The 26,745-nt window shown below is 53.0% G+C and carries 27 protein-coding genes; 8 read left to right on the forward strand and 19 right to left on the reverse strand.

Features of this window, described 5'->3' with window-relative positions; translation table 11 throughout:
• Positions 1-268 precede the first annotated feature (268 nt).
• Positions 269-1,423: a class C beta-lactamase gene (gene ampC, locus Q1B21_RS01025; protein WP_299884842.1), complete on the forward strand. Its 1,155-nt coding sequence runs from the start codon at positions 269-271 to the stop codon at positions 1,421-1,423.
• Positions 1,424-1,650: 227 nt separating this feature from the next.
• Here the strand turns inward: ampC and Q1B21_RS01030 are convergent, their stop codons facing one another.
• Together Q1B21_RS01030 and Q1B21_RS01035 are read right to left on the reverse strand one after the other, a co-directional pair.
• Positions 1,651-1,920, reverse strand: a complete 270-nt coding sequence (locus tag Q1B21_RS01030; protein ID WP_298932504.1) for a DksA/TraR family C4-type zinc finger protein — start codon at positions 1,918-1,920, stop codon at positions 1,651-1,653.
• A gap of 57 nt (positions 1,921-1,977) precedes the next feature.
• Positions 1,978-2,952, reverse strand: coding sequence for a Gfo/Idh/MocA family oxidoreductase (locus Q1B21_RS01035; protein ID WP_299884846.1), 975 nt, complete (start codon positions 2,950-2,952; stop codon positions 1,978-1,980).
• Between the two features lie 146 nt (positions 2,953-3,098).
• Between Q1B21_RS01035 and Q1B21_RS01040 the strand changes: the two genes are divergently transcribed.
• On the forward strand, positions 3,099-4,277 hold the full coding sequence (locus tag Q1B21_RS01040) for a membrane dipeptidase (RefSeq protein WP_299884849.1): 1,179 nt from the start codon (positions 3,099-3,101) through the stop codon (positions 4,275-4,277).
• 125 nt (positions 4,278-4,402) lie between these two features.
• On the opposite strand, the gene rpoH is transcribed toward Q1B21_RS01040, so the two are convergent.
• Both rpoH and Q1B21_RS01050 read right to left on the reverse strand, forming a co-directional pair.
• On the reverse strand, positions 4,403-5,299 hold the full coding sequence (gene rpoH, locus Q1B21_RS01045) for an RNA polymerase sigma factor RpoH (RefSeq protein WP_299078389.1): 897 nt from the start codon (positions 5,297-5,299) through the stop codon (positions 4,403-4,405).
• A 145-nt stretch (positions 5,300-5,444) separates the two neighbouring features.
• Positions 5,445-6,479 (reverse strand): RluA family pseudouridine synthase, encoded by a 1,035-nt coding sequence (locus tag Q1B21_RS01050; protein WP_299884852.1) that lies wholly within the window; start codon positions 6,477-6,479, stop codon positions 5,445-5,447.
• Here Q1B21_RS01050 and Q1B21_RS01055 point away from each other — a divergent pair.
• Positions 6,478-6,780, forward strand: a complete 303-nt coding sequence (locus tag Q1B21_RS01055) for a DUF6476 family protein (protein ID WP_299884855.1) — start codon at positions 6,478-6,480, stop codon at positions 6,778-6,780. The two genes, Q1B21_RS01050 and Q1B21_RS01055, sit on opposite strands and share 2 nt — an antisense overlap.
• Positions 6,781-6,810: 30 nt before the next feature.
• Here Q1B21_RS01055 and Q1B21_RS01060 read toward each other — a convergent pair whose 3' ends face one another.
• The 4 genes from Q1B21_RS01060 to Q1B21_RS01075 form a co-directional block, all read right to left on the reverse strand.
• On the reverse strand, positions 6,811-8,718 hold the full coding sequence (locus Q1B21_RS01060; RefSeq protein ID WP_299884858.1) for an ATP-grasp fold amidoligase family protein: 1,908 nt from the start codon (positions 8,716-8,718) through the stop codon (positions 6,811-6,813).
• Between the two features lie 27 nt (positions 8,719-8,745).
• Complete coding sequence (locus Q1B21_RS01065; RefSeq protein WP_299884861.1) at positions 8,746-9,798, reverse strand: glycosyltransferase family 2 protein; 1,053 nt, start codon at positions 9,796-9,798, stop codon at positions 8,746-8,748.
• 22 nt (positions 9,799-9,820) lie between these two features.
• Positions 9,821-10,492, reverse strand: a complete 672-nt coding sequence (locus Q1B21_RS01070; protein WP_299884864.1) for a class I SAM-dependent methyltransferase — start codon at positions 10,490-10,492, stop codon at positions 9,821-9,823.
• 102 nt (positions 10,493-10,594) lie between these two features.
• Positions 10,595-12,475 carry a glycosyltransferase family 2 protein gene (locus Q1B21_RS01075; protein WP_299884868.1) on the reverse strand — a complete coding sequence of 627 codons (1,881 nt, stop codon included), beginning with the start codon at positions 12,473-12,475 and terminating at the stop codon, positions 10,595-10,597.
• 301 nt (positions 12,476-12,776) lie between these two features.
• Here Q1B21_RS01075 and Q1B21_RS01080 point away from each other — a divergent pair, with 301 nt between their 5' ends.
• The 3 genes from Q1B21_RS01080 to Q1B21_RS22350 all read left to right on the forward strand — a co-directional run bounded on the left by Q1B21_RS01080 (position 12,777) and on the right by Q1B21_RS22350 (position 15,407).
• Positions 12,777-13,835: a glycosyltransferase family 4 protein gene (locus tag Q1B21_RS01080; protein ID WP_299884871.1), complete on the forward strand. Its 1,059-nt coding sequence runs from the start codon at positions 12,777-12,779 to the stop codon at positions 13,833-13,835.
• A 39-nt stretch (positions 13,836-13,874) separates the two neighbouring features.
• Complete coding sequence (locus tag Q1B21_RS01085; protein WP_299884874.1) at positions 13,875-14,657, forward strand: FkbM family methyltransferase; 783 nt, start codon at positions 13,875-13,877, stop codon at positions 14,655-14,657.
• Between the two features lie 450 nt (positions 14,658-15,107).
• A complete protein-coding gene (locus Q1B21_RS22350; protein WP_367277438.1) occupies positions 15,108-15,407 on the forward strand; it encodes a DUF4156 domain-containing protein in 300 nt (99 codons plus the stop codon).
• 261 nt (positions 15,408-15,668) lie between these two features.
• On the opposite strand, the gene Q1B21_RS01090 is transcribed toward Q1B21_RS22350, so the two are convergent.
• The 9 genes from Q1B21_RS01090 to Q1B21_RS01130 form a co-directional block, all read right to left on the reverse strand.
• Positions 15,669-15,950, reverse strand: coding sequence for a hypothetical protein (locus tag Q1B21_RS01090; protein ID WP_299884877.1), 282 nt, complete (start codon positions 15,948-15,950; stop codon positions 15,669-15,671).
• 100 nt (positions 15,951-16,050) lie between these two features.
• On the reverse strand, positions 16,051-16,371 hold the full coding sequence (locus tag Q1B21_RS01095) for a hypothetical protein (protein WP_299884880.1): 321 nt from the start codon (positions 16,369-16,371) through the stop codon (positions 16,051-16,053).
• Positions 16,368-16,985 carry a hypothetical protein gene (locus tag Q1B21_RS01100; RefSeq protein WP_299884882.1) on the reverse strand — a complete coding sequence of 206 codons (618 nt, stop codon included), beginning with the start codon at positions 16,983-16,985 and terminating at the stop codon, positions 16,368-16,370. The genes Q1B21_RS01095 and Q1B21_RS01100 overlap by 4 nt, the downstream gene beginning before the upstream one ends.
• Positions 16,986-17,012: 27 nt before the next feature.
• Positions 17,013-17,729, reverse strand: coding sequence for a hypothetical protein (locus tag Q1B21_RS01105; protein ID WP_299884885.1), 717 nt, complete (start codon positions 17,727-17,729; stop codon positions 17,013-17,015).
• Positions 17,730-17,752: 23 nt separating this feature from the next.
• Positions 17,753-18,232 carry a hypothetical protein gene (locus Q1B21_RS01110; RefSeq protein WP_299884887.1) on the reverse strand — a complete coding sequence of 160 codons (480 nt, stop codon included), beginning with the start codon at positions 18,230-18,232 and terminating at the stop codon, positions 17,753-17,755.
• Positions 18,222-18,737 (reverse strand): hypothetical protein, encoded by a 516-nt coding sequence (locus tag Q1B21_RS01115; RefSeq protein ID WP_299884890.1) that lies wholly within the window; start codon positions 18,735-18,737, stop codon positions 18,222-18,224. Before Q1B21_RS01115 ends, Q1B21_RS01110 begins: the two co-directional genes overlap by 11 nt.
• Before the next feature lie 92 nt (positions 18,738-18,829).
• Complete coding sequence (locus Q1B21_RS01120; RefSeq protein ID WP_299884892.1) at positions 18,830-20,134, reverse strand: hypothetical protein; 1,305 nt, start codon at positions 20,132-20,134, stop codon at positions 18,830-18,832.
• A 190-nt stretch (positions 20,135-20,324) separates the two neighbouring features.
• Positions 20,325-20,939: a hypothetical protein gene (locus tag Q1B21_RS01125; RefSeq protein WP_299884895.1), complete on the reverse strand. Its 615-nt coding sequence runs from the start codon at positions 20,937-20,939 to the stop codon at positions 20,325-20,327.
• 278 nt (positions 20,940-21,217) lie between these two features.
• A complete protein-coding gene (locus Q1B21_RS01130) occupies positions 21,218-21,586 on the reverse strand; it encodes a hypothetical protein (protein ID WP_299884898.1) in 369 nt (122 codons plus the stop codon).
• Between the two features lie 309 nt (positions 21,587-21,895).
• Here Q1B21_RS01130 and Q1B21_RS01135 point away from each other — a divergent pair, with 309 nt between their 5' ends.
• Positions 21,896-23,527, forward strand: coding sequence for a hypothetical protein (locus Q1B21_RS01135; RefSeq protein ID WP_299884901.1), 1,632 nt, complete (start codon positions 21,896-21,898; stop codon positions 23,525-23,527).
• Positions 23,528-23,638: 111 nt separating this feature from the next.
• Here Q1B21_RS01135 and Q1B21_RS01140 read toward each other — a convergent pair whose 3' ends face one another.
• Positions 23,639-23,830: a hypothetical protein gene (locus Q1B21_RS01140; protein ID WP_299884904.1), complete on the reverse strand. Its 192-nt coding sequence runs from the start codon at positions 23,828-23,830 to the stop codon at positions 23,639-23,641.
• A 413-nt stretch (positions 23,831-24,243) separates the two neighbouring features.
• Positions 24,244-24,987, reverse strand: a complete 744-nt coding sequence (locus Q1B21_RS01145) for a hypothetical protein (protein ID WP_299884907.1) — start codon at positions 24,985-24,987, stop codon at positions 24,244-24,246.
• A 1,228-nt stretch (positions 24,988-26,215) separates the two neighbouring features.
• On the opposite strand from Q1B21_RS01145, the gene Q1B21_RS01150 reads away from it, so the two are divergent.
• A complete protein-coding gene (locus tag Q1B21_RS01150; RefSeq protein ID WP_299884910.1) occupies positions 26,216-26,635 on the forward strand; it encodes a hypothetical protein in 420 nt (139 codons plus the stop codon).
• Positions 26,636-26,745: the final 110 nt, after the last annotated feature.

Raw genomic sequence — 26,745 nt, forward strand, 5'->3', positions numbered from 1 at the left:
CCCATTCGATTGAAAGGGTCTGATCACCTCTCTTGTCCTGGTGCGGCGCGCCTTGCCGGAATTCCGAGAATCGAAACCTTGGCCGGAGTTTGGTATCGGATGACTAAAGTACAAGGCTTTTGGGATATTGCTGGCGCCCCTTAAGACACCCAAACTGGCGCTTTAAATCAGTACTGATACTAATATCAAAATCTCGAAATTTAGTATCCCAGCGCATTTTGCGCAGGCCTTTTAAACCCTGCGCACCAATTCAGAAATTGAGGCAGATATGAACAAATTCATTCTTACGTCACTACTGCTGCTTTGGGTTCCTACCATGCTTCGGGCACAGGTTATCAACGAGGACAAGTTTACAGCTTTGGTTGAACAGAGCTTCTCATCCACGATCGTTGACTACGAAATTCCCGGACTGGTCGTTGGCGTAACCATGAAGGGCCAACATTACTTTTTCGCCACCGGCCTTGCATCGCGTGAAGAAAACATAACGGCCTCGCCTGATACAATCTTCGAACTCGGCTCCATCAGCAAGATCTTCAACGTCAGCCTCGCCGCATTAGCTGAGCAAAGGGGGCTTCTGGATCTCAATGCGCCGGTATCCGACAGGCTCGCTGAATTGCGTGGCACGGCCTTTGATGACATCAGTCTTATGGACTTGGCCACGCATACGACCGGAGGTCTACCTCTTCAGGTGCCAGGAGCCGTCCAGAGCGTTCCCCACATGATCGAATGGCTGGCTGACTGGCAACCCAGGCAAGAGGGTACTCGCAGCTATTCAAATGTTGGTACCGGTCTTCTAGGTCATATCACGTCTGATGCCCTAGGCATGGGATATGCAGAGGCGATGGAGCAAATCCTGTTTCCAGCCATGGGTCTCGAAAGCACATGGATAGAAGTCCCGGCCCAGTCGATGAACCGCTACGCCTTCGGTTACGACAAAAGGACGAACACGCCGATCCGGGTCAACCCAGGCGTGTTCGATGCAGAATCTTACAGCGTGAAATCGACTGCACGAGATATGCTCCGTCTTCTGGATCTTGAGCTGGGTCTGGCAACGAGCACTCCGGAGCTTACCGCAGCGCTGGAGAGAACACGTCAAGGGCAGACGAAGACACCCTACTATGTGCAAGGAATGGTCTGGGAACAATACCCCTGGCCCGTTAATCTTGAAGTCATGGCCAAGGGTTCCGGATATAATTTCGACCTGAAATCAAAGCCTGTCGAGCGGATCGACCCACCTATGCGACCCCAACGCGACGTCATCCTGAACAAGACAGGATCGACCAATGGGTTTGGCGGGTATGTGGCAATCCTGCCAGGTGAACGTCTTGGGATAGTGGTACTGGCTAATCGCAACTACCCAAACAAAGCCCGAGTGCGCGCTACTTATGATTTGATCGAAAGCCTGTCGTCTGCCGACGATTGACTAACGTAGCTCCCAGCCCCGCCACATAGAGTCGGCAGGGCCAGAATTCTTAAGCCAAAATCAATCAATAAAGAGCATTGATTAGTCTGCCGATCTTGTAGATTGGCCTCTTTGGCTTTCAAAATCACCGTTAAAGCTATTTCTCACCGGTTAGGTCACTCGCCGAAGCGGACTTTGGCCACACTGCAGAAACTTGGGGATGGGGCTCAAACCGGACACAAAAAACATCACTTCAACTGACTGTCCTTTGATCCCCGGCGGTTGATCCCGCCTCGGGACTGAAACGAACTGTCGCGCTCCTGTTGGCAATCCATGCACAATTTGACGCCGGGCAGTGCAAGACGTCGCTTTTCCGGGATCGGTTCTTCGCATTCTGCACAGTGGGTCAGGCTGTCACCGACGGGTCGCTTTTGCGACCGCATCCGCGCCAGCTCATCAGATATAGACGCCTCGATCTGTTCGCTTACCGCACCATCGCGTGCCCAGCCTCCGGCCATGGGTCCTCTCCTGAATAGTGGATGTCAGAATAACCAAGCGACGAGTGGCATGGCAAGCTACAGTGATACTGCCCCGTCGAAGATCTGGTCGATCATGTCTTGTGTTCCGCGCGAAAACTCCAACGGGCATGGGTATTCAGCACCACCTCGCACCGACCGACAGAAGGCTTCAACCTGAAGTTTGTAGTGATCGTCCCCGGGAAAGCGTGTGACCTGCACCTCAAGCCCAGGCCGGTGTAGTTCAACCCGAGCTTCGCCGAACACCCGCGCATTGAAGGGGGCGGTCAGCCGGATTACGCCGCCCTCTCCGTGAAACACCATCTCTTGATGGGGGTGCATGCGGATTGAGACATAGCTTGAATAGGTAAAGTCGGGAAACTGAGCGCGAATTTCGGTGAAACTGTCGATACCGTTTTCCCACCGGATCGCCGACTGGACCGTCACCGGTTCTTGGCCGGTGGCGTATCGCGCGCTGCCAATCACATAGACGCCAATGTCCCGCAGACCTCCCCCACCGGTTTCTGCGCGATTGCGGATATTCGTGGTATCCGTGCGGTTGTCAAAACTGAACGCGCCCGTCACATGCGCAAGTTTGCCGATCGCCCCATCAGCGATGAGCTTCCGGACCATCTGCCATTGGGGATGGTGCACGATCATATACGCCTCAGCCGCAAGCAGGCCGGTATCATCGCGTTTCTTGATCAAAGCGTCAAATTCGCGGGCCCGCATCGTCATTGGCTTTTCACACAAAATATGCTTACCCGCATCCAGCGCCTTCAAGCTCCATTCCACATGCAGGTGATTGGGCAGTGGGATATAGACGGCGTCGATGTTTGGGTCGCCAAGCAGGGCGTCGTAGTCATCATAGACGTTTAGATCAGGGCAGAATTCCAGGAACGGCGCGGCCTTTGCCGGATCAGACGTCGCCAGACCAGACAGTCGTGCGCCGTTTGCGGCATGGATGGCAGGCGCCATGTATTGACGTGCAAATTTGGCCGCACCCAGCACACCCCACTGAACTGGTTTTTCCATCATACTCTCCATCAAATAGACGCCGAAGCCTTGGGACCCTCAGGAACTCTGCTGGCCCAACATCTTTATCAAGCAACCGACGCCAAGTCAGGCTTTTCTCAGTCGCGTGGCATCGTAATCTGCTGATGCATGTTGGGAGAGAGCAAATGAGCAGATTTTTGAAATGGGTCGGCGGCTTGATCATGTTGGCCCTGATCGCCGGAGCGTTGATTTTCTTCGTGTTCTTGCCTCCATATGTCGAAAATGCGCGCAATAGCGTGATCGATCACGATCCTTACCCGGTTTCAGATGGCGCCGCCGAATTGCATGAAACACTGATCATCGGGGATCTGCATGCTGACCCTCTGCTTTGGAGCAGAGATCTGACGGAGCGTGGCACGCGTGGACAAGTTGACATCCCGCGCCTGCTTGAGGGCAACGTCGCGTTGCAAGTCTTTGCCGCCGTGACCAAATCACCAGCCGGTCAAAATTATGAGGCGAACTCTGCCGAGGCATTCGACAACATCACCTTGCTGGCCGTCGGGCAATTGTGGCCGCTGCGCACGTGGGATAGTTTGCAAGAACGGGCGATCTATCAGGCCGAAAAGCTACACCGGTTCGAGGCGGCATCGAACGGGCACCTTAAGGTAATCAAGACGCGCGCTGATCTGGACAGCGTCCTGAACGCCCGCTCCAACGGAGAACAGATTGTCGGCGGCATTCTCGGGATCGAAGGGTCCCATCCCCTGGAAGGCGATCTTGCCAATCTGGATGCGATCTTCGACGCGGGGCACCGGGTGTTTGGATTACACCACTTCTTCGACAATGAACTGGGCGGGTCCTTGCACGGGCAGGCAAATACCGGCTTGTCCGATTTCGGCCGTCAGGTCGTCCAAGAACTGGCGCAACGTCCTGTCGTCATTGATCTGGCCCATTCAAGCCCGCAGGTTGCACGTGACGTGATCGGGATGACGGATGTTCCGTTGATCGTCAGCCATGGCGGGCTGCACGGGTTTTGTCCGGTAAAGCGCAACTATCCCGATGAACTGATGCAAGAGATTGCAGCGACCGGCGGCGTCATAGGTATGGGATACTGGGCTGATGTTACCTGTGGGGATACCGCACCGTCAGGCATTGCCAAGATGATCAAGGCCGCGATCGAAACCGTAGGGGAAGATCACGTCTCGCTCGGGTCGGATTACGATGGGTCGGTCGAAACGGCGTTCGATACATCCGAACTTGCGGCATTGACGTCTACACTATTGGAAGAAGGTGTGACTGAGGTTCAAATCCGCAAAGTCATGGGTGAAAACATGGTTCGTGTTTTCAGGGATCGCTTGAACTAGATTAAAAACGGCTACTACGATTTTGAATTCAATTTGAATTCCTGCACCAGCTCTGGGTCTGGCTTCGCATTTTTCTCAGAAAGCGACCTCAGCCCGCATATCCTGCGGGCTGAGGTCACTACTGATCAGGCTGTCGCCAACATTCCCTTTTCACGCGCCAATTCGCGCATTTTCTTTTGCAGCTTTTCAAAGGCGCGTACTTCGATCTGACGAATACGTTCGCGGCTGACATTGTATTGCGTGCTGAGTTCTTCCAGCGTCACCGCTTGGTCCATCAGACGGCGCTGCGTCAGAATATCCTTCTCGCGGTCATTCAGGACGTCCAGCGCGGCGGCAAGCAGCTCACGACGTGCTTCCAACTCGTCCCGGGCTTCGTAGTCACCGGCCTGGTCGGCATCCTCATCCTCCAGCCAATCCTGCCACTGCATGGTTCCTTCGCCTTCGGAGCCGACCGTCGCATTCAGCGATGCATCGCCACCGGACATCCGGCGGTTCATGCTGATCACTTCCTCTTCGGTCACGCCCAGATCGGTCGCGATCCTTGCGACGTTTTCTGGACGCAGATCGCCCTCTTCCAAGGCGCCAATACGGGCTTTGGCTTTGCGCAGGTTAAAGAACAGCTTTTTCTGAGCTGAGGTTGTTCCCAGTTTGACCATCGACCACGATCTCAGGACGTATTCCTGAATCGATGCGCGAATCCACCACATCGCATAGGTCGCAAGCCGGAAACCTTTCTCTGGGTCAAATTTCTTGACGGCCTGCATCAGGCCCACATTCGCTTCGGAAATCACCTCGGCTTGCGGCAAACCATAGCCGCGATAGCCCATCGCGATCTTTGCTGCCAGACGAAGATGCGACGTGACCATTTTATGTGCGGCTTCAGTGTCTTGCTCTTCGACCCAGCGTTTGGCCAGCATATATTCTTCTTCCGGCTCCAGCAGAGGAAACTTGCGAATTTCCTGCATATAGCGGTTCAGGCCGCCCTCAGGCGTCGGCGCGGGGAGATTTGCGTAGTTTGCCATTTTGATGTCCCTCCGACAAATGTTTACGTCTTTAACATAGGATATGGGTAAGGAACCCAGCCCTTTCAAGAGGTACCGTTAACAGTTTGAAATTAAGCTTCGGTAAAGGAAAGCTAAGAACGTCTTACTCACAATGGTTTGCTAATTATGTCAGCGGATCGTACAGCCTTGCAATCAAGTTTTTCATGTCAGCCGGCAGTTCTGCCTCGAAGCGCAAGATTTCACCGCTGACAGGGTGCTCAAAGCCCAAAATAGCAGCATGAAGCGCTTGACGCGGAAAGGCCTTAACGGCATCGGCGGTTTTATCCCCAAAGGGCCGCCCGGCCAACTTACGCCTGCCGCCATAAATCGGATCGCCAACCAAACCATGCCCTGCATGTGCCATATGGACCCGAATCTGATGCGTCCGCCCAGTCTCAAGCCAACATTCAATCAGTGCCAGCCCGGCGGGCTTTCCAAAAGTCTCAACCACGCGTGCGCGCGTCACTGCGTGGCGACCGCCGTGAAACAGAACCGCCTGTTTCTGGCGATCCGCCTTGTGCCGTGCCAGTTGCGTGGTCAGACGCATGATGTTCCCTGGCTCGAAACTCACCCCTTTAACACCGCGCAAACGCGGGTCATTGGCATCCGGTACACCGTAACAAATGGCGCGGTAGTAACGTTCGACGCTATGTGCCTCGAACTGTGCCGCCAAACCGTGATGGGCGGCATCCGATTTAGCGACCACCAGCAGACCGCTGGTTTCCTTGTCGATCCGATGCACGATACCGGGACGTTTGACGCCGCCCACGCCAGACAGATCGTCTCCGCAATGATGCAACAACGCATTCACCAACGTTCCGTTGGGTGAACCCGGCGCGGGATGGACCACCATACCTGCCGGTTTATTCACGACAATCAGGTCTGCGTCCTCGTAGACAACGTCGAGCGGGATATCTTCCGGGCCAATATGGCTGTCCTCGGCTTCGGCCACAACGATCTTCACCATCGCGCCCTCGGACACCTTGAACTTCGGATCATGCACGTCGACACCGTCGATTTGAACAGCGCCGCTTTCGATCAACCGGGTCAGGCGTGTACGCGACAGGTTCTCCTCGACTGGCACATCCCGCGAAAGCGCCTTATCAAGGCGAGGCGGCGGAGCGGCCGCAATCTGAAACTCTATCTGGCGGGTGCCCATGAATGTCCCTTCCGAACCCCAAGAACCGCTGGAAACGCCGCAGCTGCGACTGTTAAGGCGTATGGTCATGTTGCTGACCGCGGTGATGATTGGCGGGGTTCTAGTGACATTCGCGCTGATTGTCATCCGGCTATCGGACAGAACGCCTACCCTGCCCGATCAGATCGAGCTGCCTGACGGCGCGCAGGCGCAAGCGCTGACTATCGGCAACAACTGGTACGCTGTGGTAACCGATGACAATCGCATCCTGATCTTTGACAAAACGACCGGAAAACTGCGCCAGGACATCCCGGTCGAGTAACCTTGCCATGTCAGTTGATGCACCGGCGCTCTAGTTTGGGAACAACCGGGTCCCAGTCCATGCATCGCCCAATTGCTTATCCAATTCGGGCGTTCGCATTTTCCGCTTCCCACCAAATGGGCACAGCGTGATTTCACCAAGATAAATCTTGTCACCAATGGCATAGAGATCCACCCGCGCGAATTCCACGCGTTGTCCAATAGCTTCCGCAATCTGGACCATGTCGTCATATCGTTTGGGTCGCGGTTCTGTATCTTCACTAGTCTTAAAGTACAGTTCCTTGGGAATAAAATTGAAGTCCCGGTCATGGATCATCTGGACATGCCCGCGTGAGCGGTCCCGATCCACTTGCACCATTTGCAACTTGCCCGCCACAACCCAGAACTTCCAGTCGATGATGTCCTCACCTTCCGCAGCTAGGTTTTCTTCGATGAAAAAGCGCGTGTCGATCGTGGAATACCACCACTCGGCCGCCCAATATCCGTGTGGAATTGGCTTCTTGCTCCAGCTGGTCAGCTTCTCGTTAGCCAGTTCGCTTTCTTCCTTGCTCATTGGCCAGTTCAAACGGTGATTTTGCCCCTGCCCGTTGTTGCATTTGAGCCAGTATGAACCCGGCTCAAGCTCCAGCTCTTCCGGCAGAACTGGAGAAGAAGAATCCCAGTATCGTTGCACCGGAGTAAGAAGGTTTCCAGAAGGTTGCGGAACAAAGCTTTCCGCGGTCAGCTTGTCGGCGGCCGAAACTTTTGGCATATCGCCAAACAGCTTCATAACAAGAAGCTTTTCAGTGATTGTCTTAGGGTCCGAGAGATCCGGCAGATACCGCTGATTGTTGGCAAAGCGCGACAATGACATCGAAAGGGCGTTCAACCGGGCTGCGTCGTTCTCGTAGTGATCCCAGCCCCGCTGATGACCAGGACGCGCGGCTTCGTTCACACCGTACAACTCACCCGACTTGATTTTATCCAGTTCGAACTGCGCAACCTTTAGAAATTGCTCTGAAGTGGAAATTTGAGCAACCGACATGATCCCGTTTGTTGCCTGGCTGATCGTCTCTTTGCTTAGCCGCAATTCAGGAAGATTGCTTGGAAACTCTATCTTCTTGGGAGCTTCTTTGCCCTTTCGCGGCAACGGTGCGTCGGCTGGACTGACACCAAGACCACGTAATCTGCGATCCAGGAAAGAGTGCCGCTTGATACCCTTGTTGACCCACCATCGCATCCGGCGTCCCCAAAGGTGCACGGCAAGCGTGTCATCGGTCAGGTACTTGCGGCGGAATTCTCGTGCAGGAATATCATTTGCCTGTCCTGTGTGCCTGAAGGGAAGCGGATAAAATACAGACACTGGACTGGCGTGGTCGATTTCGCCGTGATGACGCAGGAACCATGTCAAAACACCGGGGCCATAAACGCTGTGGGCCTGATCCGAAGCATGAGGCAATTCACCGGCGGCTTTCTGGCGTTCAAGTTCGTGCCTTTCATCGCCCTCAATCCATGGACGGATCGGAAAAGGATCTAGGCTGTAATCGGTATAGGCCTGCAACGCCGGGCTGTCGGCGGGCAGGCGCATGATCGCGTTGCAGATTGTTGTATTGTTGAAATATCCGAAGATGTGATCTGCTTTTGGAATGGGCGCCAAAGAAATCACATCGGTATCGCACCACAGAAAATCGGTTTTCTTCATAAGCTGTAGTCGGAAGATGTCCGATTGGGGGACAGGCGTTTTAAACTGACTGTTTACAATGAACTGTTTCGGTTCGTGAATCTCATTTGCGGACACCAGTTCGATACCTTCCGGAACGTTCTCGACCTCACCGTAGTGGAACAGCACCACTTTGTGCCCGTTCGACACGAAAGACAAAAGGCACATCTGTTCCAGAAAGCTGAGCGGCCCTTCGAGCCAGAGCATCCCAATCGTTGGAAGATTGTTTTCAGCAACCATTAACACACTTCTCCGGGGGCAATTTTGTCAGGGGTCAGGTTGATCTGCATCGGAGGAGCCAACCACAACGGCTGAAATCCGTCCTTGTACACCGCGATCCTGTGCGACAAAGCTTACAGCGGGTTTTTCGACGAGGATCTGATAAAGGTCCTTGTATTCAGGTATTTCCATCAGATTGGTGATCAGGTCTTTGTGCCATCGAAAGGCTTTTCTATGCAGCCGGTGCAAAACCTCGTCGGACTTGAACTCTTCCAACAAAGCGTCCACTTCATTCCTGTACCTTAAAATCGTGGTGTCAGGCGAACCGCCGCGGTTCCAGCGATCCCAGTATTCGGTCCCCAAGGTTTGCGAGGAATGGTTCGCACGGCCCCGGCTGCGCTTGGCCATATAGGCCTGCGTCGAGCGCACCGCATAGTGATTTATCTGTGCCACTTCAAAACCGAAGGGTGGTGCAACATGGTTTCCGAAGGGCGCGGGCTCTTTCGCGTGGCCACCCGGCACGGACCGGAACATGCCAGCCTGAAAATCGGGTTTGGGGTGCGGGTTGTGCAAGCCAAACCGGGTGTAAAACTCACCCTGTCGGAACAGAGATTTCACAAATCTCCGCCCGGCTCCTCCTTGCTCAAAGTCCAGTTCACAGTCGGAAAACTGACCTGTGACAGACTGGTCTCGCAATACGTGCCGACCGTTGTTTGAGAATATTTTCCACGGGATGGATATGACATCGACATCAGGCGTCGCCTCGATAAGGTCGTCGACCTTGTGTTCTCCGACGTGGATGTTCAGAAACTCATCGGCGTCACAGACGTAGACCCACTTTGCCTCTTTCACAAAAGGCAGCCGCCGCGCCTGTCGCAGGGCTGACCGATGGATGCCACCAACCCCAACCCGATTTCGGCGAAACTCCACATGTCCCAAATCCTGCAAACGTCTCAAGATCCGATTTGTACCGTCAGAGCAGTCGTTGGTGTACACAACAATCTTGTCAAAGCCGAGAACCTTGTGATGCGCGACCCATTCGAGGATGTACGGCCCCTCATTCTTCATTGCTGAGATGAGGACTTTTTCAGGTTTGTCCATCGTTTTAACTCAGCCTAAACGCCTAGCTGTCCTTCCCTTTACCCTTGTCTAGAGGGGCAATCTTTTCAATCGCGATCTGAGCGCCGGCTATGGCGCGAATACGCAATTCTCTCGGGTAGCGGCCCAGAAATTCGTTAACTGCGCGGATCACGCCATCGCCCCACCAACCGCGGCGGTGATAGTCATCAAACGCCATGATACCGCCCAGCTTTATCTTTGGAAAAAGCGCCGCCAAATCCGCAGACACACCTTCGTAAGAGTGATCGCCATCGACATAGGCAAATGAGATGCTCTCATCATCAAAAAGCTTCAATGCAGGAACCGAGAAATCGCGGATGATACCAACCTTGCCGTCGTCGATTTCTTTTTTGAATGACTTGACCACTTTCTGAAAAATGGCCTCCATCTTTTCGTCTTCCGTCCGACCAACAAAGGCGGTCGTGTGCGAATCTTCACCAATGTGTTTCCAGGGGTCGATCAGGAACAACTGGCTGGGCTCGATAAGCTTCAGGATTGTCGGAGAAAACTCACCTTGCCAAACGCCAATTTCCACGGCCATGCCCCCTTTGGGCAGCCGAGACAGGAATGTACGGCGAATGGCTTCCTTGGAATTCTTGCGCTTGTTGGCCTTGTCCGATTTCGGCTTTTCCTTGTGTCCGGGCATTGCGCCGATGACCTTAGGTTCGTTTGGCATCTCGACCTCACTGTGCTGTCGGGCTTTTGTCAGGATACACAAAACCTGCCCGTCTCGTTAGTTGAGGAACGGGTACCATGCGATGGCTGCAAGGGCCAGAAACTATGTGTCTTCTTTATTTAAAGGCGGCAGTTTGTCGATCCCAAGCCACGGTGGCTGCAAACTGGTGATCCGATATCTGCTGGCATTGCGCCCCAAAAAACTGTGAATGGCGGCAGCCATGCCTTTGTACGGTGCACCGCCACGGCGATAGGATGTAAAGGCTATACTGCCCCCTGGTGCCAAAACCCGGTCAATTCGTTTCAACAGTTGGTTCGTAACCCGTTCGGCCCGAACGCCCCGAATGATGACAACGCCAACGCTTTCGTCTTCGAAAAGCTTCAGCATCAATGGCGGTAGCGCCCTGAAAACGCGCAGGCGCCCTTTGATGATTGGTTCGCGAAAGTGTTCTAGGAATGCATAAAACGCTAGATCCAAAGCTTGGAGGTCGGGATCCTGTGTGGTGTCTGGACAAGCAAAACGGTCCCAGGACAGGCCCCATGGGGCAATGATCGTCAATTGCGAAACCGCTCCAAGCGCCAGAACTTCCTCAACAATTTCAGTCTCAACCTGGCCGATCAGAACCCATGATTTCTTACCGCTGATCGATTTCAGAAAATCGCCGCGCTGCTTTTTGGTCCTCTCGATCTCGGGCGAGGCTGGCGGCAGCAGCGTTGGGTCCTTTGGGTCAAACGGTAAAGATATCTGCTTTGGGTCAGTAATCGTGGCATGTTGCGCCGAAGCCTCTTCATGCTCTAGTGGCGTTCCAAGAGCATCGAGTCTGACAAACCAAGGATAGTTGTTTGGCTTAGCGTTGGACCTCTCTGCCATTTGGCCAAGGCGATTCCATTTTGCGACTTGGGCAAAACTGATCTCGGGATCTCCATAAGTCTCCGGATCGAAAGATGCATTGGCTTCTTCAACGACTCCAAACTTTAGTGCCTTTACATATTGCCCGCTACGGAAGCTCTTATTTTTCTTAATAAAACCCTTGGCAGCATCTGTCTCGCGAATAGCGGCGATGCGATCCTTGTGAAACACTACTGCTTTTTCATGCAGCTCCCCCAAAACTGGATCTGCCCGCAACTGAGAATAGACATCGCGCAGACGGCCTACTTTCGAGAGGATCGAGGATTCCTCGACGGCATTGTAGCAATGCAGGTTCCAATATGCCTGCCCCGTTTCCTCCATCTTAGGATGAAATGACGTGGTTTTTACGTCCCCGCGCAAACGTTTCATCAGGTAACTTTCAATGGATCTGACCGCATAGTGATTCATCCGAAACAACTGCCGGCCAAACGCAGCGCCTGTGGTGGAAAAAGCCCAACCGCGCCGACGCATTGCAGGCGGCAAAGGGTCCCCATCGCCGTCCACCCAAGCGAAGTGTTCGGCTTTACCCTGAACAGGTCCTCGCGGCCTATGGGTATTTATCAAACGGTATGATCCATTGTTGCGGATTAAGGACTTATACGCGCGCAGGTTTTGCGGAATGACCGCACCCAGCTCACCAGCCTTTGTAAACTGTTCGACCACGAAACGATCTTCGAAATCAACAACACCGTTATGTCCAAAAAGCTGCCAAAGCGCCGCAAATCCATCTGCGTGCGGCAAGGCGAGGAACAGATCATCCAATGTTCCTTCGCCTACGCGGATATCTAAAAACTCGTCGACATCGCAAACCAAAATCCAGTCTGCCTGTTTGTACCAGGTTTGCTGCATTGCATTGGCATAGGCCGACGCCTGTGGCCCCATCTTCCACGGACCCGGGTTATCAATGTGCTTCAGAAAACCCAGCTCTTCGCAGCGTATCAGTATCTTTTCTGTGCCATCCGAACAATCGTTCGAACTCACGATGAAATGCGTAAATCCAATCGAAAGATAGTAGGCAATCCATTCCAGGATAAACGGGCCTTCGTCTTTCATTGTGGAAATGACAAGTCTCATTGACATAAACCCGTAACCATTGTGCCAGCTCAAATATCTTCTGCAAAACAACGTCGTCGCTGCGCATAGGGTCTTTAAGCACGTGACTTTGTTACGTTTCCCCCAACGGCATTGCAAGGGAACAGACGTGATCCAAGAGCCACGGTACTAGATGCTTTGGCATGCCCTGCCGAGTTTGAACTTGCGTGCCGACCAGCGCTTCGTACACCACGGATCGAAACATTGCCCCTGTAACGGTGAACAAGAGGGCGGAACCCGCGCAAAGTTGGTGTTGTTTGTTCTGTAACGGAGGATTGGATGCATGCCGACCATTTATTCCAATGCACCATTGGGCAACAATCCCTACCAACGCATGATTTACAGCCGTTTTGACGACTACGAAGTTCGGGTCGTCCGGTTGAACGCTTTCTATGCAGGCGAACTGCCCGCAGTTCGAGAAGGCGACATCTACTGGATCCACTGGGAAACTGTGGAATTTGGCAGTCCGAAGAACGAAGTCCCTATCGCCGAACGTTTTCAAAAGATCGATGCCGGACTGTCAGAGCTCAAACAGCAAGGTGTGAAGATCGTCTGGACAGTGCATAACTTCCATCCCCACAACTCGGCCAGAGACATGGAGGCAATTCATGAAGGCCGTAAAATACTGGTTCAGCTCGCTGACAAAATTCACGTTCACACACCTTATGCCGAAGACTTGTTGGCAAAGACCTACGGAATACCCGCGCACAAATTTGTTCACGTGGCGCATCCCAGCTATCTCGGGGTTTATGAACCACTGGACGCTACAATGGCGCGGCGCGATGTCCTGCCGTCCGCCGAAAACCGAAGGTTCGTGCATATCGGGAAAGTGCAGGAAAACCGTGGCGGACAATTCATGTGGAAGGCACTAAAGTCTTTGCATCTCCGAGATCAGTCTTGGGAACTCGATATCTCGGGGGCGGTCATCGCAGGTGAACGCCGCGGTCAGCAAGCAATACGTGAGATGTCGAATGTTCGGTTCCATGATAGGTACCTGCCGGATGATGAACTGCGTGACATCGTTGCGTCATGTCATATTTGCGTGGCGCCCTTTAGTAGAATTCTAACATCCGGGTCGGTCAATCTTGCGCTGACATTCGGGTTGCCGGTTATCGGCCCCAACACACAAGCCCTGGTCGATCATCTGCCAGAACAAGTGCGGCACTTCCTTTATGTTGATGGGAATCCGCGTGGTATGATGTTCCAGATGCGAAAGGCCATAGATTTGGATGACGAAGACTTGCTGGCAATGAAAGCGACTTGCATAAACCACGCCTATGAAATCAGGCCCGAAGTGCAGAGTGAAGCGTTGAAGACAGCGCTTGACGTGCGCGTTTCATAGATAACGATTGCAACAGGTATTAGACCAAGGACCCTTCGAATGCCTAAGATAGACGCGTTTACCTTTCGTAAGAAACTTCGTTCTGCCGGGCTGAAGGTTGTCGAATTTGAAAATGGCGAATTCGTTGGGCCCAGGCCAGTGATGAGGCGGCTTAACCAGACCGGACTTTCCGTGATCAGCGGTGGCGTGACAGCGTCGAACCTGCAAAGCTATGGGTTTGAAGTGGATACCGTTCTGGATGTGGGCGTGGACGCAGGTACCCCATTTCTCTATGACGCCTTCCCGGACAAAAAGTTTGTGCTGTTCGATCCAATCGAGGAAACCGCAACGCGCGTTGCCCCGTGGCGCGATAAGATCGACTACGATCTGCACATTGTCGCACTCGACTCCGAAGACGGTGAAGCCGAACTGGTCATTCCCACAACCGACCGCAAAAGGCGCTCACTGGCAACGGTTGCAGGGTTTTCCGATGACTATGAAAACCGGATTGTCGATATGGAGAAACGCGTCGTGGAAAAGCGTCGCCTCGATTCCTACTCGGCAGGTATACCAGGTCGGTTTGGCTTAAAAATCGACACGGAAGGGAATGAGCTGGCTGTCATCCGTGGTGGGTTGGAAACACTGAAGCGCACGGAATTCGTCCTTGCCGAAGTTTCCGTAAAGCGGCGTTTCAAGGATGGCTACCGGTTCAGTGAGTTTGTCGCAGAAATGGGCAAACACGGGTTCGAACTGATCGAAGCCCTGCGCCCGGTCGATCGCGCCTCGCCGGACTGCGACCTTCTATTCGTTCCATGGAACTCAAGCTGGTTTGATTTAGACTGAGAAATACGCCCACCAAAGTCGAAATGTGCTGCGTTAACCACTGATATTCACGTGGGTCACAACAAAGCGTATTTGACCTTCAGAAAAATGGTGCGGTCGAGAAGCATCCGATGATATCGAACTAACTTCCAGAGCCCCTTATTTTTATGGGCGATACGCCCTAGGGCAGCCATCAAGTTTCCCCAAATGTGTGCTGTCCTAGGACGTATTGTGTGTTGTCACGCCTGTCAAGCGGCCATGGCCTTCTTATCCAGATCGCTGTCTACATCACGCCAGTCTAAACTTCTTCCTGCATCTGATTGTTCTTCCTGTGCATTCATTGGGTTGGGGTAAAAACTTTCCACCCCAGCTAGTGACCCAACCAACACACTGGGTACTTCTCGCGCAGGTCTGGGTTCAAAGCCTGTGGTGACTATGCTTCCTATAATATTGAAACATATGGAGTTTGAGATGCGTGGACTTGGAATATCGGTTTGTCTTGTATCGGTCGCAGCGTGTAGCGCCGAACTAACACCACAAGGCCAGCAAGTTAGACAACTATCCCCTGCGACAGTTCAGAACTGCCAGTTTTTGGGTCCTGTAAGCGGCACTGAACTTTTTGGATTGGGTACGACCATGGATGCGCAGAGTGCGCAGAACAAGATGCGTAACGCTGTTGGGGCTTTGAGTGGCAACGCTTTCGTACTGACACAGACTTCGACAAGTGACGATGGGACCTTCGTTTCAGGCGATGCGTACAGGTGCCCTTAGTTCGCAAAAGGTTAAGACGCAGAAGCGGTGCTTGATCGCAAATGAAACTTGCTAAAATCATATTGAACGGGCCTCGGTTAACGGCGTAGGGCTCTTGGGCTGTCTGATGCAACGCCTCAGCGTCAATAATTCCGACAGCATCAGTTACATGATGTTGCCACCTACGTATTGCGCTTGTGCTGTGTGCATCTCAGCCGCGTAGATGTCACGCAATATTCGGTTTTCTGCGGGCGTGTGTTCGCTAAGAAGAACAATTGTGTTTCACCTTTCAAATACTGGAACCCCTGTCCGCAACAGGACAAGGTAAGAACGGTTAAACTCGTCACGGGCTGCGGCCTTTATGCGCTCAGCAACATCGAGGGTGGCTTTGGCTTCAACGTAGTCCAGAGCAGTCACTTTGGCGTCCGTCTCAGAACCGTCGAACTCAGCCATACCGTGCGCCACGGCCTCAATCTCGACGCGGGCATCAGCAACCCTCAGGCCAGCCTCTCGGAGTTCCTTATGGGCTGCCCCTAAGGCGGTGATCATATCGGTGTAAGTCATTTGATTTCTTTCTCGGACACAGAACGCAGAAAGGCCCTGAGCATTCACCACGGGGAAACCGCAGCAGCCGCTCAGGGCTTCTTCAGGGGCGTGTTAGGGGTTAGTTGATGGTGGATGAAAGAGGTGTTGTTTCCTCATCCTCAGGGAACTCAGGCAGTTCATCTAGGGCGTCTTGCAGGGCGTTACTCCGCTGCGCCTTTACTTTGGCATCGGCCTCTTCGGCTTCGCGCTTCTTATCTTCTGAGTTTAGGAAGCGGTGCGCTTCTGCCAACCAGCTAGCCTTAGGTTCAGCGCGCGCGATGACCTCACCTGTCGCGGGGTCAATCTCAGGGACACCGTAGGTCAGGCCGTCGAGGAATTTCTCTCTCAACAGAACCCTGATTTGTTCGATGCCCCCATAGTGGTCTTCACGTTCGCTCATTTGGAACCATACGCTTTCCGCTTGGCCTTAGTAGTCAGGTCTGCAACCTGCGCCTCAAGCTCTGCAATCCGTTCCGCGTCGGACTTGGGAAGTTCCATAGCCTTCGACGTGTCGCCTTTCTGTGCAGCAACCTGTCGTGCCATGGATGCACGAAACTCGTTCATCTTGCGGTTCTCAGCTTCCTTAGCTGTCTTAACAGCCTCGGCTACAGGGTCGGCTGGGGGTTCAACTTCTTCATATGTGCGGCCGTAGTGAGGGCTGTTCTCGCATCCGGCAGGGATAGGACCAGACACCCGTAGCACCACGCTGCCACGACGTTCGAAGTGATATTCGATTTCGTCGGGTTCTCTGACTGTATGCACGGCGTTCCGGGCGGCCTCTTCAGCATCCTTTGCGCGTTGGTTCACGAGTTCCTTATAGGCATCCTGAACAACGGCCTCGGTGCCGCCAGCACGCAGACGCTCTTGCTTCAGCCGCTCAGCCGTGGCTTCGGCGTCCTTAGCGATAGTTTCAGATAGTTCCTTAGCGGCCACATCACGGGCTGCACGTTGTTCTTCTGCCCTAAGTTCATACGAGCGGATACCTTGGGGCAAGAATTGGTCTTGTTCATTCATGGTTAGTTTATCCTTTTGGGGGTTGGTTTAGGAGGTGGCTTTGTCAAGCACGGCCTTAACACCAGCCATAGAGCCGTCAGTCAGGAATTGACCAAAGGCAGCCTTAGCTTGTGCGTAGAGTTCCGGGTCATTGGATACAACTTGCTCAAGCATGTTCAGGTCGTAACCAGCGGTGGTGATCTGTTCGGCTAGGTAGTCCCGTCCGTCGTCGATAAAGTCGGCAACGTCGTTGACCACACCTTCAACTTGGTCGTCATCTGCATCGCCCATAGCGTCTCGAATGGCGTCAACATCGATAAACCCGTCGGACATGATGGTTTGACCAATTATTACAGCGGTGGCATCCTCGCCCATCTCATCCACCAGATGGTTGACGATGTCTGTGTTCTCTTCGCCCAGCAACTCGTCCAAATCATGCGCACCCAGAGCTTCGTTGGTGGTGTCGTCATCCTCACCTTCGGGGGCTTCGTTCAAGGCTTCCTGAGGGGTTTTTTCAAGTTGTTCCTTGGTCAACAGACCAGCGGCCAGAGCGGTCTCCACAGAGGTGCGACTTGCCGGGTTGCCGGGTTCGATCTCTACAGTTGGGATGCCGCCAAGGTTATGGACGGTCGCAGCGACGTTTGTCGGTGCCGAGGGTACTGTTGTGGTGAACTCGCTGCCACCAGTAACGCTGCCTTCGGCTTTGACGCCTTGGGTAACAGCGGCCAAGTTTGCAACGTCAATGATGTCTGAACGCAGGTCCATGTTCATATCCTTTCAGTGTTGGGTTATGCCCGTACTTTCTCTCGAGCGATGCGGTTGAAATTCTGGCTTTTGCGACTGTCGACGTCCTGCTTGATCTGCTCCACTTGTTCAGGGGCTATCTTGCCAGCCGCCAGTTCAGCGTTCAGGCGGTCCTCTAGGGACGGCCCAGAGTTGGGGGCTTTCATGCCTGTGAAGTGACCCTTTGCGTTGCCGTAGATCGTTCTTAACAGGGCGTTGCTTATGTCCCCGCGCAGGTCCACGTGCTCGGCATCTTCGCCAGCTTCAGAGGCGAAGTGAACGCGGACCCGGTTATAGAGAGTGATCGGGTCAACGTGGCTTACAATCACCTTCCAAGGTGCTTGCTTGTGGTCACGCCATTCAAAGGAATACAGGTTGGCACCCTGTGCCTTGGTCATTTTCCAGTAGTCATCACCGCAGTACTCTGTGGAGAGTGTCTGTTTGCTGTCGGGACGGTTCGCCACAACGATACGCTTAGTCTTCATGTTCTTTTCCTTTAGCGGGGAGTGTGTCGATGAACACGTCATCTTCACATGCAGCGATGGCCTCCAAACCCTTCGCCATGAGACCGGCGACAATCTCTTGGTTTCCAAGTTCAAACGGAATTTCTGGGTGTGCCTGGGCAAAGCGTTCACGAACGATGTCCAGCAAGACATACGTAGTCGGCTTTAACCTCACGGGCACATTCACGGGCAGCTTGTAGCCCTCGTAACCAAGGGCCGAACGGCGCTCTCGCATCTTGTCCAGCATGCGGCCTACTTCAACGTCCCCGAACATGTCCCTGAGGGCGTTCTCTAGGCGGGTCGTTTGGATGCGCCTGATGGGGTGACTGTTGGACCGCAGAGACTTGCGCTCAGCTTCGTCCTTCTGCATGGGCGTCATGTATTGGTCTCGGGCGAACTCGGTCCTTGCCTTGCGGCCTTTGAGTTTGCCGGGGACAAGCACGCGCTTCTTTGGCCCCGTCCTAGGGGGCACCATGGGTTTCGGCATGGGGTTATCCTTTCAAAACAGAAAAGCCCCATCTTCGGTCAGGAAGGCAGGGCCAGGAATTTGGGTGTGATGGTGGACTTTGCAGGTACTGCTTAGGCAGCCATCGGCAATCGTTCAGGTTGCGCCGAGTTGAGCCAGTCGGTCAGGATGCGCCTCATCCTGTCAGATGGGACATAGACGGTGACGGGTTCCCCAACACGAACGCGAGAACGATAGAGCCACTGCACCAACTCAGTCAGGGCATACTGCTCACCCCACTTGTCCGCGTCCTTTTGCAGATAGCTGCACAGAACCGGGTTCGGGTGTTGGTCGTACAGATAAAAGGCATGTGAACAGTTGATGTAGTCGTTGATGCCTCTGGTCTGGTTAGCGACCCATTGCAGTCCACCCTTCACCTTCCACTGCCCATCTGTCTCGGTCCAGCGACCATAAAGCCCGGTGCTTTTCATCATCGCACTGGCCTTCCTGCGTTTGTCGGCACCACCATCAAAGTAGAGGTTGGCCGCGCAGGTGATCATGATGTTCTCTTTCGGGGTGTCCCTGAGGGGGCCGTTAAAGTACATCTTGCGGAGCTTGCTACCCAGCGTCTTAGCGACACCATTAGGCAAGCGGTTGGTCTGACCGCTATGGGTCAACTTCATGGGCATCCCTTTGACAACTGGTAGTTCCATCGTCTCAACGGTGATCAGGTCGCGCTGGGCACGTACCCAGTCTTCCTCACCTGCCCACTTTTGAACGTCGTAGGGGGCACCAATCCGGTTGAGATAGGCCGCGATCATGCTGCCCTCCGTCAGATAGGTCAGGATTGTCAGGCTTGAGGGTGCCGTAAGCAATGCCGTGGGGATGGCCAGAACGATGGGTCGACCATCTTCAGCAACGAAGAGGCGGCCCCTTAAGGCTTCGTTCAGCAGTCGCCCTAAGGTTCCCGTAAGTCCCGTGTTGGTCATTTGTTGAAGCCACAACGGGTTCGGAGTGACCTTCCGGGTGAAGGGGTCCACGTTGGCAAAGCCTGTATCCAGCACCTGTTCCTGAAAGTTCCGTTTGCTGATGGCTGGGCCGATCTCAAGGGGTGTCGGGCATTCGTCGATCACCAGACGGTAGCGTGCCAGAAGACCAGCCAGAGCCAGATGCTCAAGGCGGATGTAGAGGGCGTGCGTGCAGACGATATTCGCGCCAGCCTTTAGCAGCCCCTCAATGTCTATCGTTTTGTTATTGCCTTCGGGGACCGTAAGCATGGCCTCATGGGCACCTGATACTATCCTCTGGACCTCTGACAATCGCGGGGTCACCACTAGGACAGGCATGTGCGTGTCTGGGTTCCATTGTTTCAGGTCGTCGATGAGGTCGGTGGTCTTTCCTGTTCCGCAAGGGCGGTCAATGAAAGTGATCTTGGTCATGTCTACCTTCCTTTAGGCGATAGAGGATTTGGGATGGAGGGGTGGATAAGGGAAAGATGACTGGCGTCCCTGAACCCAACACGAGAGACGCCCGCCAAGGTCCCCTCACGACCAAAGGATAAGAAAAGCCGTGGGAGGAACAAAACTATAAAGTATTATTCTGCTGTGGGTGCTGTTTATAAGCCGCTGTTCAAACAGAACTTTCACATGGGTTCTTGGGCAAGGTGCTGCGTCGCATGTCGAACTCAGCAATCAGCCCTGCCTCAACGTCTGATGTATCCAGACCAGCAGCCAGTTCTCGTGCCGTGAGTATCGCCTTGGTCATCTGGTCGAACCAATCTGGGTTCTCTTCGTGGGGTTCCACTTCAGCCTTCAGTTCGGTCTCAAATTCGGTTGCCCTGTATTGTCGCCATTCGGCAACCTTCATGGTTACCCAGTCGCGGCGGCGCACGGCAAGCTCATTGGCTGCCTTCTGTTCTGCCCAAGCCTTCTTCATGGTCTCACTGCGCTTCTGGTTGGTGGCGGCTTGCTTCGCCTCACGTTCAATCTGGGGCTTGGTCAGGGGCTTCCTGTTCTTCTTGTGATCTTTCTCCTGCTTCCGCGTTTGCTTCGGCATGAGGGAACGGCACAAGGCCACGCGGGATTTGCTCAGGTAGACCTTCTGACAAAGTTCGTCGCGCTCTGCCTTGGTCTTGTACTTCATCTTTCTGGCCTTCCAGAGATTGGCGAAGGCGTCCTGCTGGGGTCGGGTCAGTGGTTTGCATCCCATGCTCTGAGGCGTGGGCATCGTCCATGTGTCTGTCATGGTATCCTTTGGTTGGTGTTCGGGGGCGGGTTCTGGTGGACGGAAGGGAAGCTTGAAGGCTGGCGGCAAGGATTGCTTCAGCGGTGATCGCGGCGGTTCTATTTGTGCAATAGTGGGGGTGTTTCACTGACTGCGCCCGCTGAAATGCTGTAAGTTGCTGTACACGCTCAAGATTTCATAGAGATTTTGGGATGCGTTCGACGCTCTCGTAACCGCTACGGAAAACCAAAAGGGCAGCCCTAAGGTCGCCCCTACGTTGGTCTAATCTAGGTCTGTACTTATTCGCCGCTGGGCAAAGGCGGAAGCGAGTTAAAGACTTTGTCGCTCCACTCTTCGGCTTGTTCCAGTCTTTCCTGCTCATCAGCTTCAAGGCGCATGTCCTCTCCATAGGGACAAAATTCACTAGAAAATTCTTGGAATACGCTAATGGTCTCTCCAAGCATACGGAGGGCTTTGGCGCGTTCGGGTTCCGCATGGTCTGGCCACTTAACCCCTTGCAGCGTGCTGTCGATTGCCCAGATCATCTTGCTTGTCAGTATCAGGTGCCCCCAATGCAACCCGTCATATCCGGCGCGGGGCAGTCCCATGTATTGCGCTGCGGCTTCGTCGGCGTCTGCTTGCATCTGAGCTACTACACTGTCTTTCATATCGGGTTCCTTAAGTTGCTTCTGACCCCTATTTAGGCAAATAGAAACGGCACACAAGACATTATTTTTGCTCACTTTTTACGGATTTTAACGATTGGTGACATACAAGTCACTCGCGCCTAATGAAGCCACTGAAAACTATAATTGTGCAGGGGACACCTAATCCCTTTTTCGCCTGTAATTTTTTTTGCTTGGACGTGTCGAGCAGCCCTCTTCTCCCCTTCAGTGGCCGATGGGTCGTCCCTTAGGGCGCGCAGACGTTCGACCTGACGGAGATCGTCGAGGGTGGCCGCTCGGGTGTAGTCGCATATGCGCGAGCAACTTCGCGTTGCGCTCAATCTGATTTTCTACCAATTTGTGGAACGCCCTATCACAAAGAAAGTCAGAACACTGAAACCTATTCACCGTGGTTCCGGGGCCACCGACAGCGAGCGATACTTAGCTGAGTTGGCAGACCGAACTTTCCTAGACCTCTGGTCCTATCCCAACACATTCAATGACAATCGCGGGCATAAAACGGGTGATGGCAAAGAGCTTTGTGACCTTTTAGTTGTCTTCGGCAACGACCTACTGGTGTTCAGCGACAAATCCATAGAGTGGAAAGACAACGCAGACGAAGCCATTAGTTGGAAACGCTGGTACAAACGAGCGGTAAAAAAATCGGTTCAGCAGATAAGAGGCGCGGAACGCTGGCTAAAGGAACACCCGGACCGAATTTTCATAGATAAAGCCTGCATGCACCCATTGCCAATTGACCTTCCAGAAGTCGAGCATCGACGGGTTCACGGAATAGCAATAGCTCTTGGAGCAGAAGAAGCTGGGCAAAGGCACTTCCGTGGGAACGATGGGTCTTTTGTAATCGCACCTGCAATCAAAGGTGACGCTCACGCACCGAAAGGCTCCGAACCTTGTCAGCCCTTTTTCATTGGAGACGTCGACCCTGACGGCCCGTTTGTACATGTTTTTGATCGACGCGGTTTAGACTTAGTGATGTCTGAGTTGGACACCGTAAGTGATTTCGTACGCTATCTAAATCATCGCGCCGACGCCATCCGCTCTGGAAAGGTTGTTATTGCAGAAAACGAAGCTGATTTACTGGCATTTTATCTTCAGAATGAGGACGACCAAGGTGGGCACGTCTTCTTGGTCAAAGGAGAAAGGCCAGAGACTAAATACATGATTGAAGGTGGGGGCTATGAGCGCTTGCAAGCGCGCCCTGAATACAAGGCCAAGATTCATGCCAATAAAAATTCCGGTGCTTGGGACAAGCTTATCCGTCTCTTCACAAAGACTGTACTCGATGGAACTGCAATTGCACCACCAGACTTTGACGTTAGCGCGAGGGATATTGAACGCGCATTGCGTATCATGGCTGCAGAGGACAGGACGAGACGGCGCGCACTTTCTGGGGCATTCATTGACGCATTGGAGACCGCGCAGAGTGGACCGCACATAAGGTTCTCAAGGAGTATTCTACCCGCAGGAGGCGATGCTGCCGACCCACTGTGTGCATACGTCTTTGTCTTTCTTCCATTCCCAACTGACGTGGATTTGGAACGCGATTATGAGCAGTACCGAGAAGTTCGAAGCAGCATCTTAGCAACCTATGCATACGCAATACTAAGACGAAACAAGCACCTAAAACGCGCGATTGGTGTAGCTATGGAGGGGCCAAACTCTACCGATCACCGAGAAGGCAGTTCTGAGGACCTGTTAATGATTGAGGTCGAAGAGTGGACACAAGAATTGGAAAGTGAGATTGTCGAGCGCGAACAGCAACACAACGTAATGAAAGAAGGTCGTGTGACCTATTCTGGCATGTCTGCACAAGAGTACCCAGATGTATCGGTGTCGCCATCCAACCCAGCGGTTCGACTTACACGACAACAAAGACGAGCCGCTGAGAGACTTGCAAAGAAGGGCCGTCAAAGCTGGCCTTGAAACCCTTTGCCCTTGCTTTGGAAAGGGAGTGCTCCTACTGGCCGGGTAGCCGGACCTAAGGCACCCCTCACCCCACCAGAAGGGCACCTTAAGTCTCCACCCACCCCCGCTTTACCCGAGGGTGCCTGAGGCAGCCGAACGCCCTGCCTCAAACTTCTTGTGGTTCGTGAAGGTCAAAGTGTAGCGACCTACATCGACGAAGGTCTCTCCCGGTCCCTCAAGGGTCACCTTAAGGGGCGTTGAAAGCTGGTGACGCTCGACGAGCAAGTCAAAGGGGCCGACGCAAAAGTCAAAGACGATCATTATACTATTCCTATTATTGGTAGTGCTGCACCGATGCGATGCAACGCATAGGTGAATCGTCAAGGAATCGCTGTCAACCCTTTATATTTACTGCATTTTCGGGAATTTCCCGCATGTGGAGAGACCCCTTTCCGGGCGGCGTTAAGGCGTGTCCCTTCGTCTGTGGTGGGGTGTTCTGCTACAGCCTTCAGCTTCCGCATCATCCGCCGCTCGGCATCTGTGGGCACGCCAACTACCGCAAACCTGCTAATGTCTGCTGTAAGCCCACTTTGATCGATGCTGCTATGTGTGAAAATACCCGCTTTCACCGGTCGCGCCTAAAACGAATGAATATCAGTATCAATTGACTTCCGTGGAGCACATTAAAGTATTACACCTCCATTTTCCCAAACAGTAATTCACCTCGATGACATTCAGCTAAAAAACAGCTTAATTGTTCCCAAGGCAATAGTGCCAACCAAAGCAATAGCCGCCAACGCCCCTTTCTGATAGGCGGCAATGCGTCGAACGAAGAAAATGGCTATGAACAAAAACAGCTTTACCGCAATTGTCTTTTTTCCTGACTTTATGTTCGACAGGACAGAAGTGATCGACACGACAGAGAAAGCAAAATACAGAAGAAGAAGAATAGAAAAGAATATTAGCGCATCAACACTCCCGCCAATTACATCAGCAAAGCCAAATTTAATGCTCAAATACCTATAACCAAACAACAAAACCACGAAAGGCGCAATAATCAAGAGGCCCAGCCTTGTTAACCGTTCTGAAGTATATGCCGAGATCGTTACGTAGAATCTAGCTAAGAATACGCGAATAACTAGCATATTGAGCAGAATTATTGATGCAACGTACATTAGGCCAGCGGCTAAACCAGACCAACCCATTTCTGGTTCATAAACCCCAAGCCCTCCGGCTTCCTCCCAATGAAAAAGCGCTCCAATTAGTATTACCGGCACAAGAATTAATGAAGACATCAGAAGAAACAGTTGGAACACAGCTACTATAGAAACAACGCCAAAGAATCCCTTGAATTCTACGTTTCTTTCATTTTGCGAAATCTCTAGAAGCCATTTTTGAAGTTTCAAGAAGTAACTATGAATACTGTCTTGCTGATGCGGCAGAAAGAAAAAATCAAGACCTCTGAATGCTATCAGCAACACGCCGATAGATAGAGGTATGTCGATGTAATATTGCAGTGCGGTATTCCCTCATCCATGTTCAATGAAATCTGCTCTCGATAACATTTTATGCAACTGCTTGCATAACTATAGGCCGACTTAGCTGTCAACGAATGGCAAAATATCATAAAATGATGTTATCCGCGAGCGCTGTGACTGCTGAACTCAATGCGCTTGAAAACGGGCATTGGGCCACATGTATCGAAGGTCCGTTTCGTCCGGAGGCTGTGTGAAAACTCCGACCGTCCGGCATAAAACGCCCAAAACACCCTTTATGTGCGCTCTCTCGCGCTACTGAGAGGGCTTTTGCACAGGTGCTGAAAATGAGCGCGACGAGAGAGCTCATGGGCCTGAGTTTTCACACAGCCTCTCCGCATAGCGTCAACCGTCAGGCTGCCCCCGTCGTCATTGCCTGAAGGTGACCCTACACTGTCCCCTGCGCGGCACCTGATGGCGTGACTTCACGATGGCTAAAGGAAGGCCACAGGTCGATCACCAAACGTGATACCTAAAGGTGTTATATTATAGGGACCTGATGGGTGACTGAGGTGGTGGCTTAGGTGTCTGCCTAAGGTGTGCCAGTCTGTACGCCCCATTGCACAGACGCCCAGCCCCTCAGGAAAAAGATGGTGGCAGTTCGGTGCGCTGTCTGAGCCTCAAGAGGTGTCCAGCGACGTGAAAAGGATTGCATATCCCCTGCATATCCCTTGGTTTCTGCACTCTGGCGGCCTGATGGTGCCCGAAGTGGTGACGTATTCTCGACCTAAGTGTGCTGCCTGTGTGTCGTGAGGTGGTACGATCAGGGGACACCGGGGGGGGGGCGGGCGGCACATTAATATATCTCTGACACTCACATTTTTTCGCCATTTCGGGGAAACACCGTGCTGGAAAAGACCAATGATGACTAGAGCTTTTACCTCCTTCATCAGCCACTTAGCCATACCTTTAGGGCCCACCTATGCGGGCAGCCTTTGCGTCCACCTGTAGGTTCCCCTGTGGTCGTACCCGAAGGTTTCCACCTAGAGGCTTCCCGTGAGCTTACCCTGCGTTGCCCTGAGGGTCGTGGAATACGTCTTCATTATGCCTTCAGCGCCAAGATTTTGGAGGTTTATTGGCGTTATGCTACAATCTAACTGTTGCGACTTCCTCATAGCTCAATTGCGGGAACAGTCATTGTAACGAAGAATTTTCGGAAAGGATTTATCTCATGACTTACGGACTTCATAGCTTTCAGCTCAAGAATGCGCATTCTCTTCTAGGCAAAGCAGTCATCATAGCGACATTTGGGGCTATGACCTCGACTATGGCGCTCGCTCAAGAGTTCATGACGCAAAAAGAGCTTCTTGCCACTATACCCGGCGGCCAGTTGTCAGGTGTATCCAATAACGACGGAAAGACGCCGTGGGTACAAGCCTACAGTAAGGCAACAAGTAAAAAGAACGGCAAGCTCAATGGTCTATGGGACGGAAAAGACAAGTACACGGGAGACTGGTTCGTTAAAGGAGACCAGTGGTGTGAAAAAGGGGATTGGGGGCAAAAATGCTGGAGCGTTGAACGCATCGGCACAAAAGAGTTTCGTATCTATGAAGACGGAAAACCGAAAAAGAATACATGGAAACTCAAATAGAAGTGCTCTCATAAGCGCGCGTTAATCGGGTTTGTAGGAAGTTATTTTTGTGGAGCCCCAGAAAACATCTCGGTCTGCCGTCTGGCTGCCCGCTCTCCGGTTAAAGATGT

The organism is uncultured Ruegeria sp., assembly GCF_947504215.1.
Lineage (GTDB): Bacteria > Pseudomonadota > Alphaproteobacteria > Rhodobacterales > Rhodobacteraceae > Ruegeria.

Bases quoted from the DNA above. Each gene is read 5' to 3' on its own strand.
- Q1B21_RS01140 (WP_299884904.1), bottom strand. From the start codon at position 23,830: ATGATCGTCTTTGACTTTTGCGTCGGCCCCTTTGACTTGCTCGTCGAG.
- Q1B21_RS01050 (WP_299884852.1), bottom strand. From the start codon at position 6,479: ATGGGCACCCGCCAGATAGAGTTTCAGATTGCGGCCGCTCCGCCGCCT.
- rpoH (WP_299078389.1), bottom strand. From the start codon at position 5,299: ATGGCAAACTACGCAAATCTCCCCGCGCCGACGCCTGAGGGCGGCCTG.
- Q1B21_RS01030 (WP_298932504.1), bottom strand. From the start codon at position 1,920: ATGGCCGGAGGCTGGGCACGCGATGGTGCGGTAAGCGAACAGATCGAG.
- Q1B21_RS01040 (WP_299884849.1), top strand. From the start codon at position 3,099: ATGAGCAGATTTTTGAAATGGGTCGGCGGCTTGATCATGTTGGCCCTG.
- Q1B21_RS01085 (WP_299884874.1), top strand. From the start codon at position 13,875: ATGCCTAAGATAGACGCGTTTACCTTTCGTAAGAAACTTCGTTCTGCC.
- Q1B21_RS01150 (WP_299884910.1), top strand. From the start codon at position 26,216: ATGACTTACGGACTTCATAGCTTTCAGCTCAAGAATGCGCATTCTCTT.
- Q1B21_RS01090 (WP_299884877.1), bottom strand. From the start codon at position 15,950: ATGACTTACACCGATATGATCACCGCCTTAGGGGCAGCCCATAAGGAA.
- Q1B21_RS01035 (WP_299884846.1), bottom strand. From the start codon at position 2,952: ATGGAAAAACCAGTTCAGTGGGGTGTGCTGGGTGCGGCCAAATTTGCA.
- Q1B21_RS01065 (WP_299884861.1), bottom strand. From the start codon at position 9,798: ATGGACAAACCTGAAAAAGTCCTCATCTCAGCAATGAAGAATGAGGGG.
- Q1B21_RS01105 (WP_299884885.1), bottom strand. From the start codon at position 17,729: ATGGACCTGCGTTCAGACATCATTGACGTTGCAAACTTGGCCGCTGTT.
- Q1B21_RS01060 (WP_299884858.1), bottom strand. From the start codon at position 8,718: ATGGTTGCTGAAAACAATCTTCCAACGATTGGGATGCTCTGGCTCGAA.
- Q1B21_RS01120 (WP_299884892.1), bottom strand. From the start codon at position 20,134: ATGACCAAGATCACTTTCATTGACCGCCCTTGCGGAACAGGAAAGACC.
- Q1B21_RS01115 (WP_299884890.1), bottom strand. From the start codon at position 18,737: ATGCCGAAACCCATGGTGCCCCCTAGGACGGGGCCAAAGAAGCGCGTG.
- Q1B21_RS01055 (WP_299884855.1), top strand. From the start codon at position 6,478: ATGAATGTCCCTTCCGAACCCCAAGAACCGCTGGAAACGCCGCAGCTG.
- ampC (WP_299884842.1), top strand. From the start codon at position 269: ATGAACAAATTCATTCTTACGTCACTACTGCTGCTTTGGGTTCCTACC.
- Q1B21_RS22350 (WP_367277438.1), top strand. From the start codon at position 15,108: ATGCGTGGACTTGGAATATCGGTTTGTCTTGTATCGGTCGCAGCGTGT.
- Q1B21_RS01075 (WP_299884868.1), bottom strand. From the start codon at position 12,475: ATGAGACTTGTCATTTCCACAATGAAAGACGAAGGCCCGTTTATCCTG.
- Q1B21_RS01130 (WP_299884898.1), bottom strand. From the start codon at position 21,586: ATGAAAGACAGTGTAGTAGCTCAGATGCAAGCAGACGCCGACGAAGCC.
- Q1B21_RS01070 (WP_299884864.1), bottom strand. From the start codon at position 10,492: ATGCCAAACGAACCTAAGGTCATCGGCGCAATGCCCGGACACAAGGAA.
- Q1B21_RS01100 (WP_299884882.1), bottom strand. From the start codon at position 16,985: ATGAATGAACAAGACCAATTCTTGCCCCAAGGTATCCGCTCGTATGAA.
- Q1B21_RS01095 (WP_299884880.1), bottom strand. From the start codon at position 16,371: ATGAGCGAACGTGAAGACCACTATGGGGGCATCGAACAAATCAGGGTT.
- Q1B21_RS01135 (WP_299884901.1), top strand. From the start codon at position 21,896: ATGCGCGAGCAACTTCGCGTTGCGCTCAATCTGATTTTCTACCAATTT.
- Q1B21_RS01110 (WP_299884887.1), bottom strand. From the start codon at position 18,232: ATGAAGACTAAGCGTATCGTTGTGGCGAACCGTCCCGACAGCAAACAG.
- Q1B21_RS01080 (WP_299884871.1), top strand. From the start codon at position 12,777: ATGCCGACCATTTATTCCAATGCACCATTGGGCAACAATCCCTACCAA.
- Q1B21_RS01125 (WP_299884895.1), bottom strand. From the start codon at position 20,939: ATGACAGACACATGGACGATGCCCACGCCTCAGAGCATGGGATGCAAA.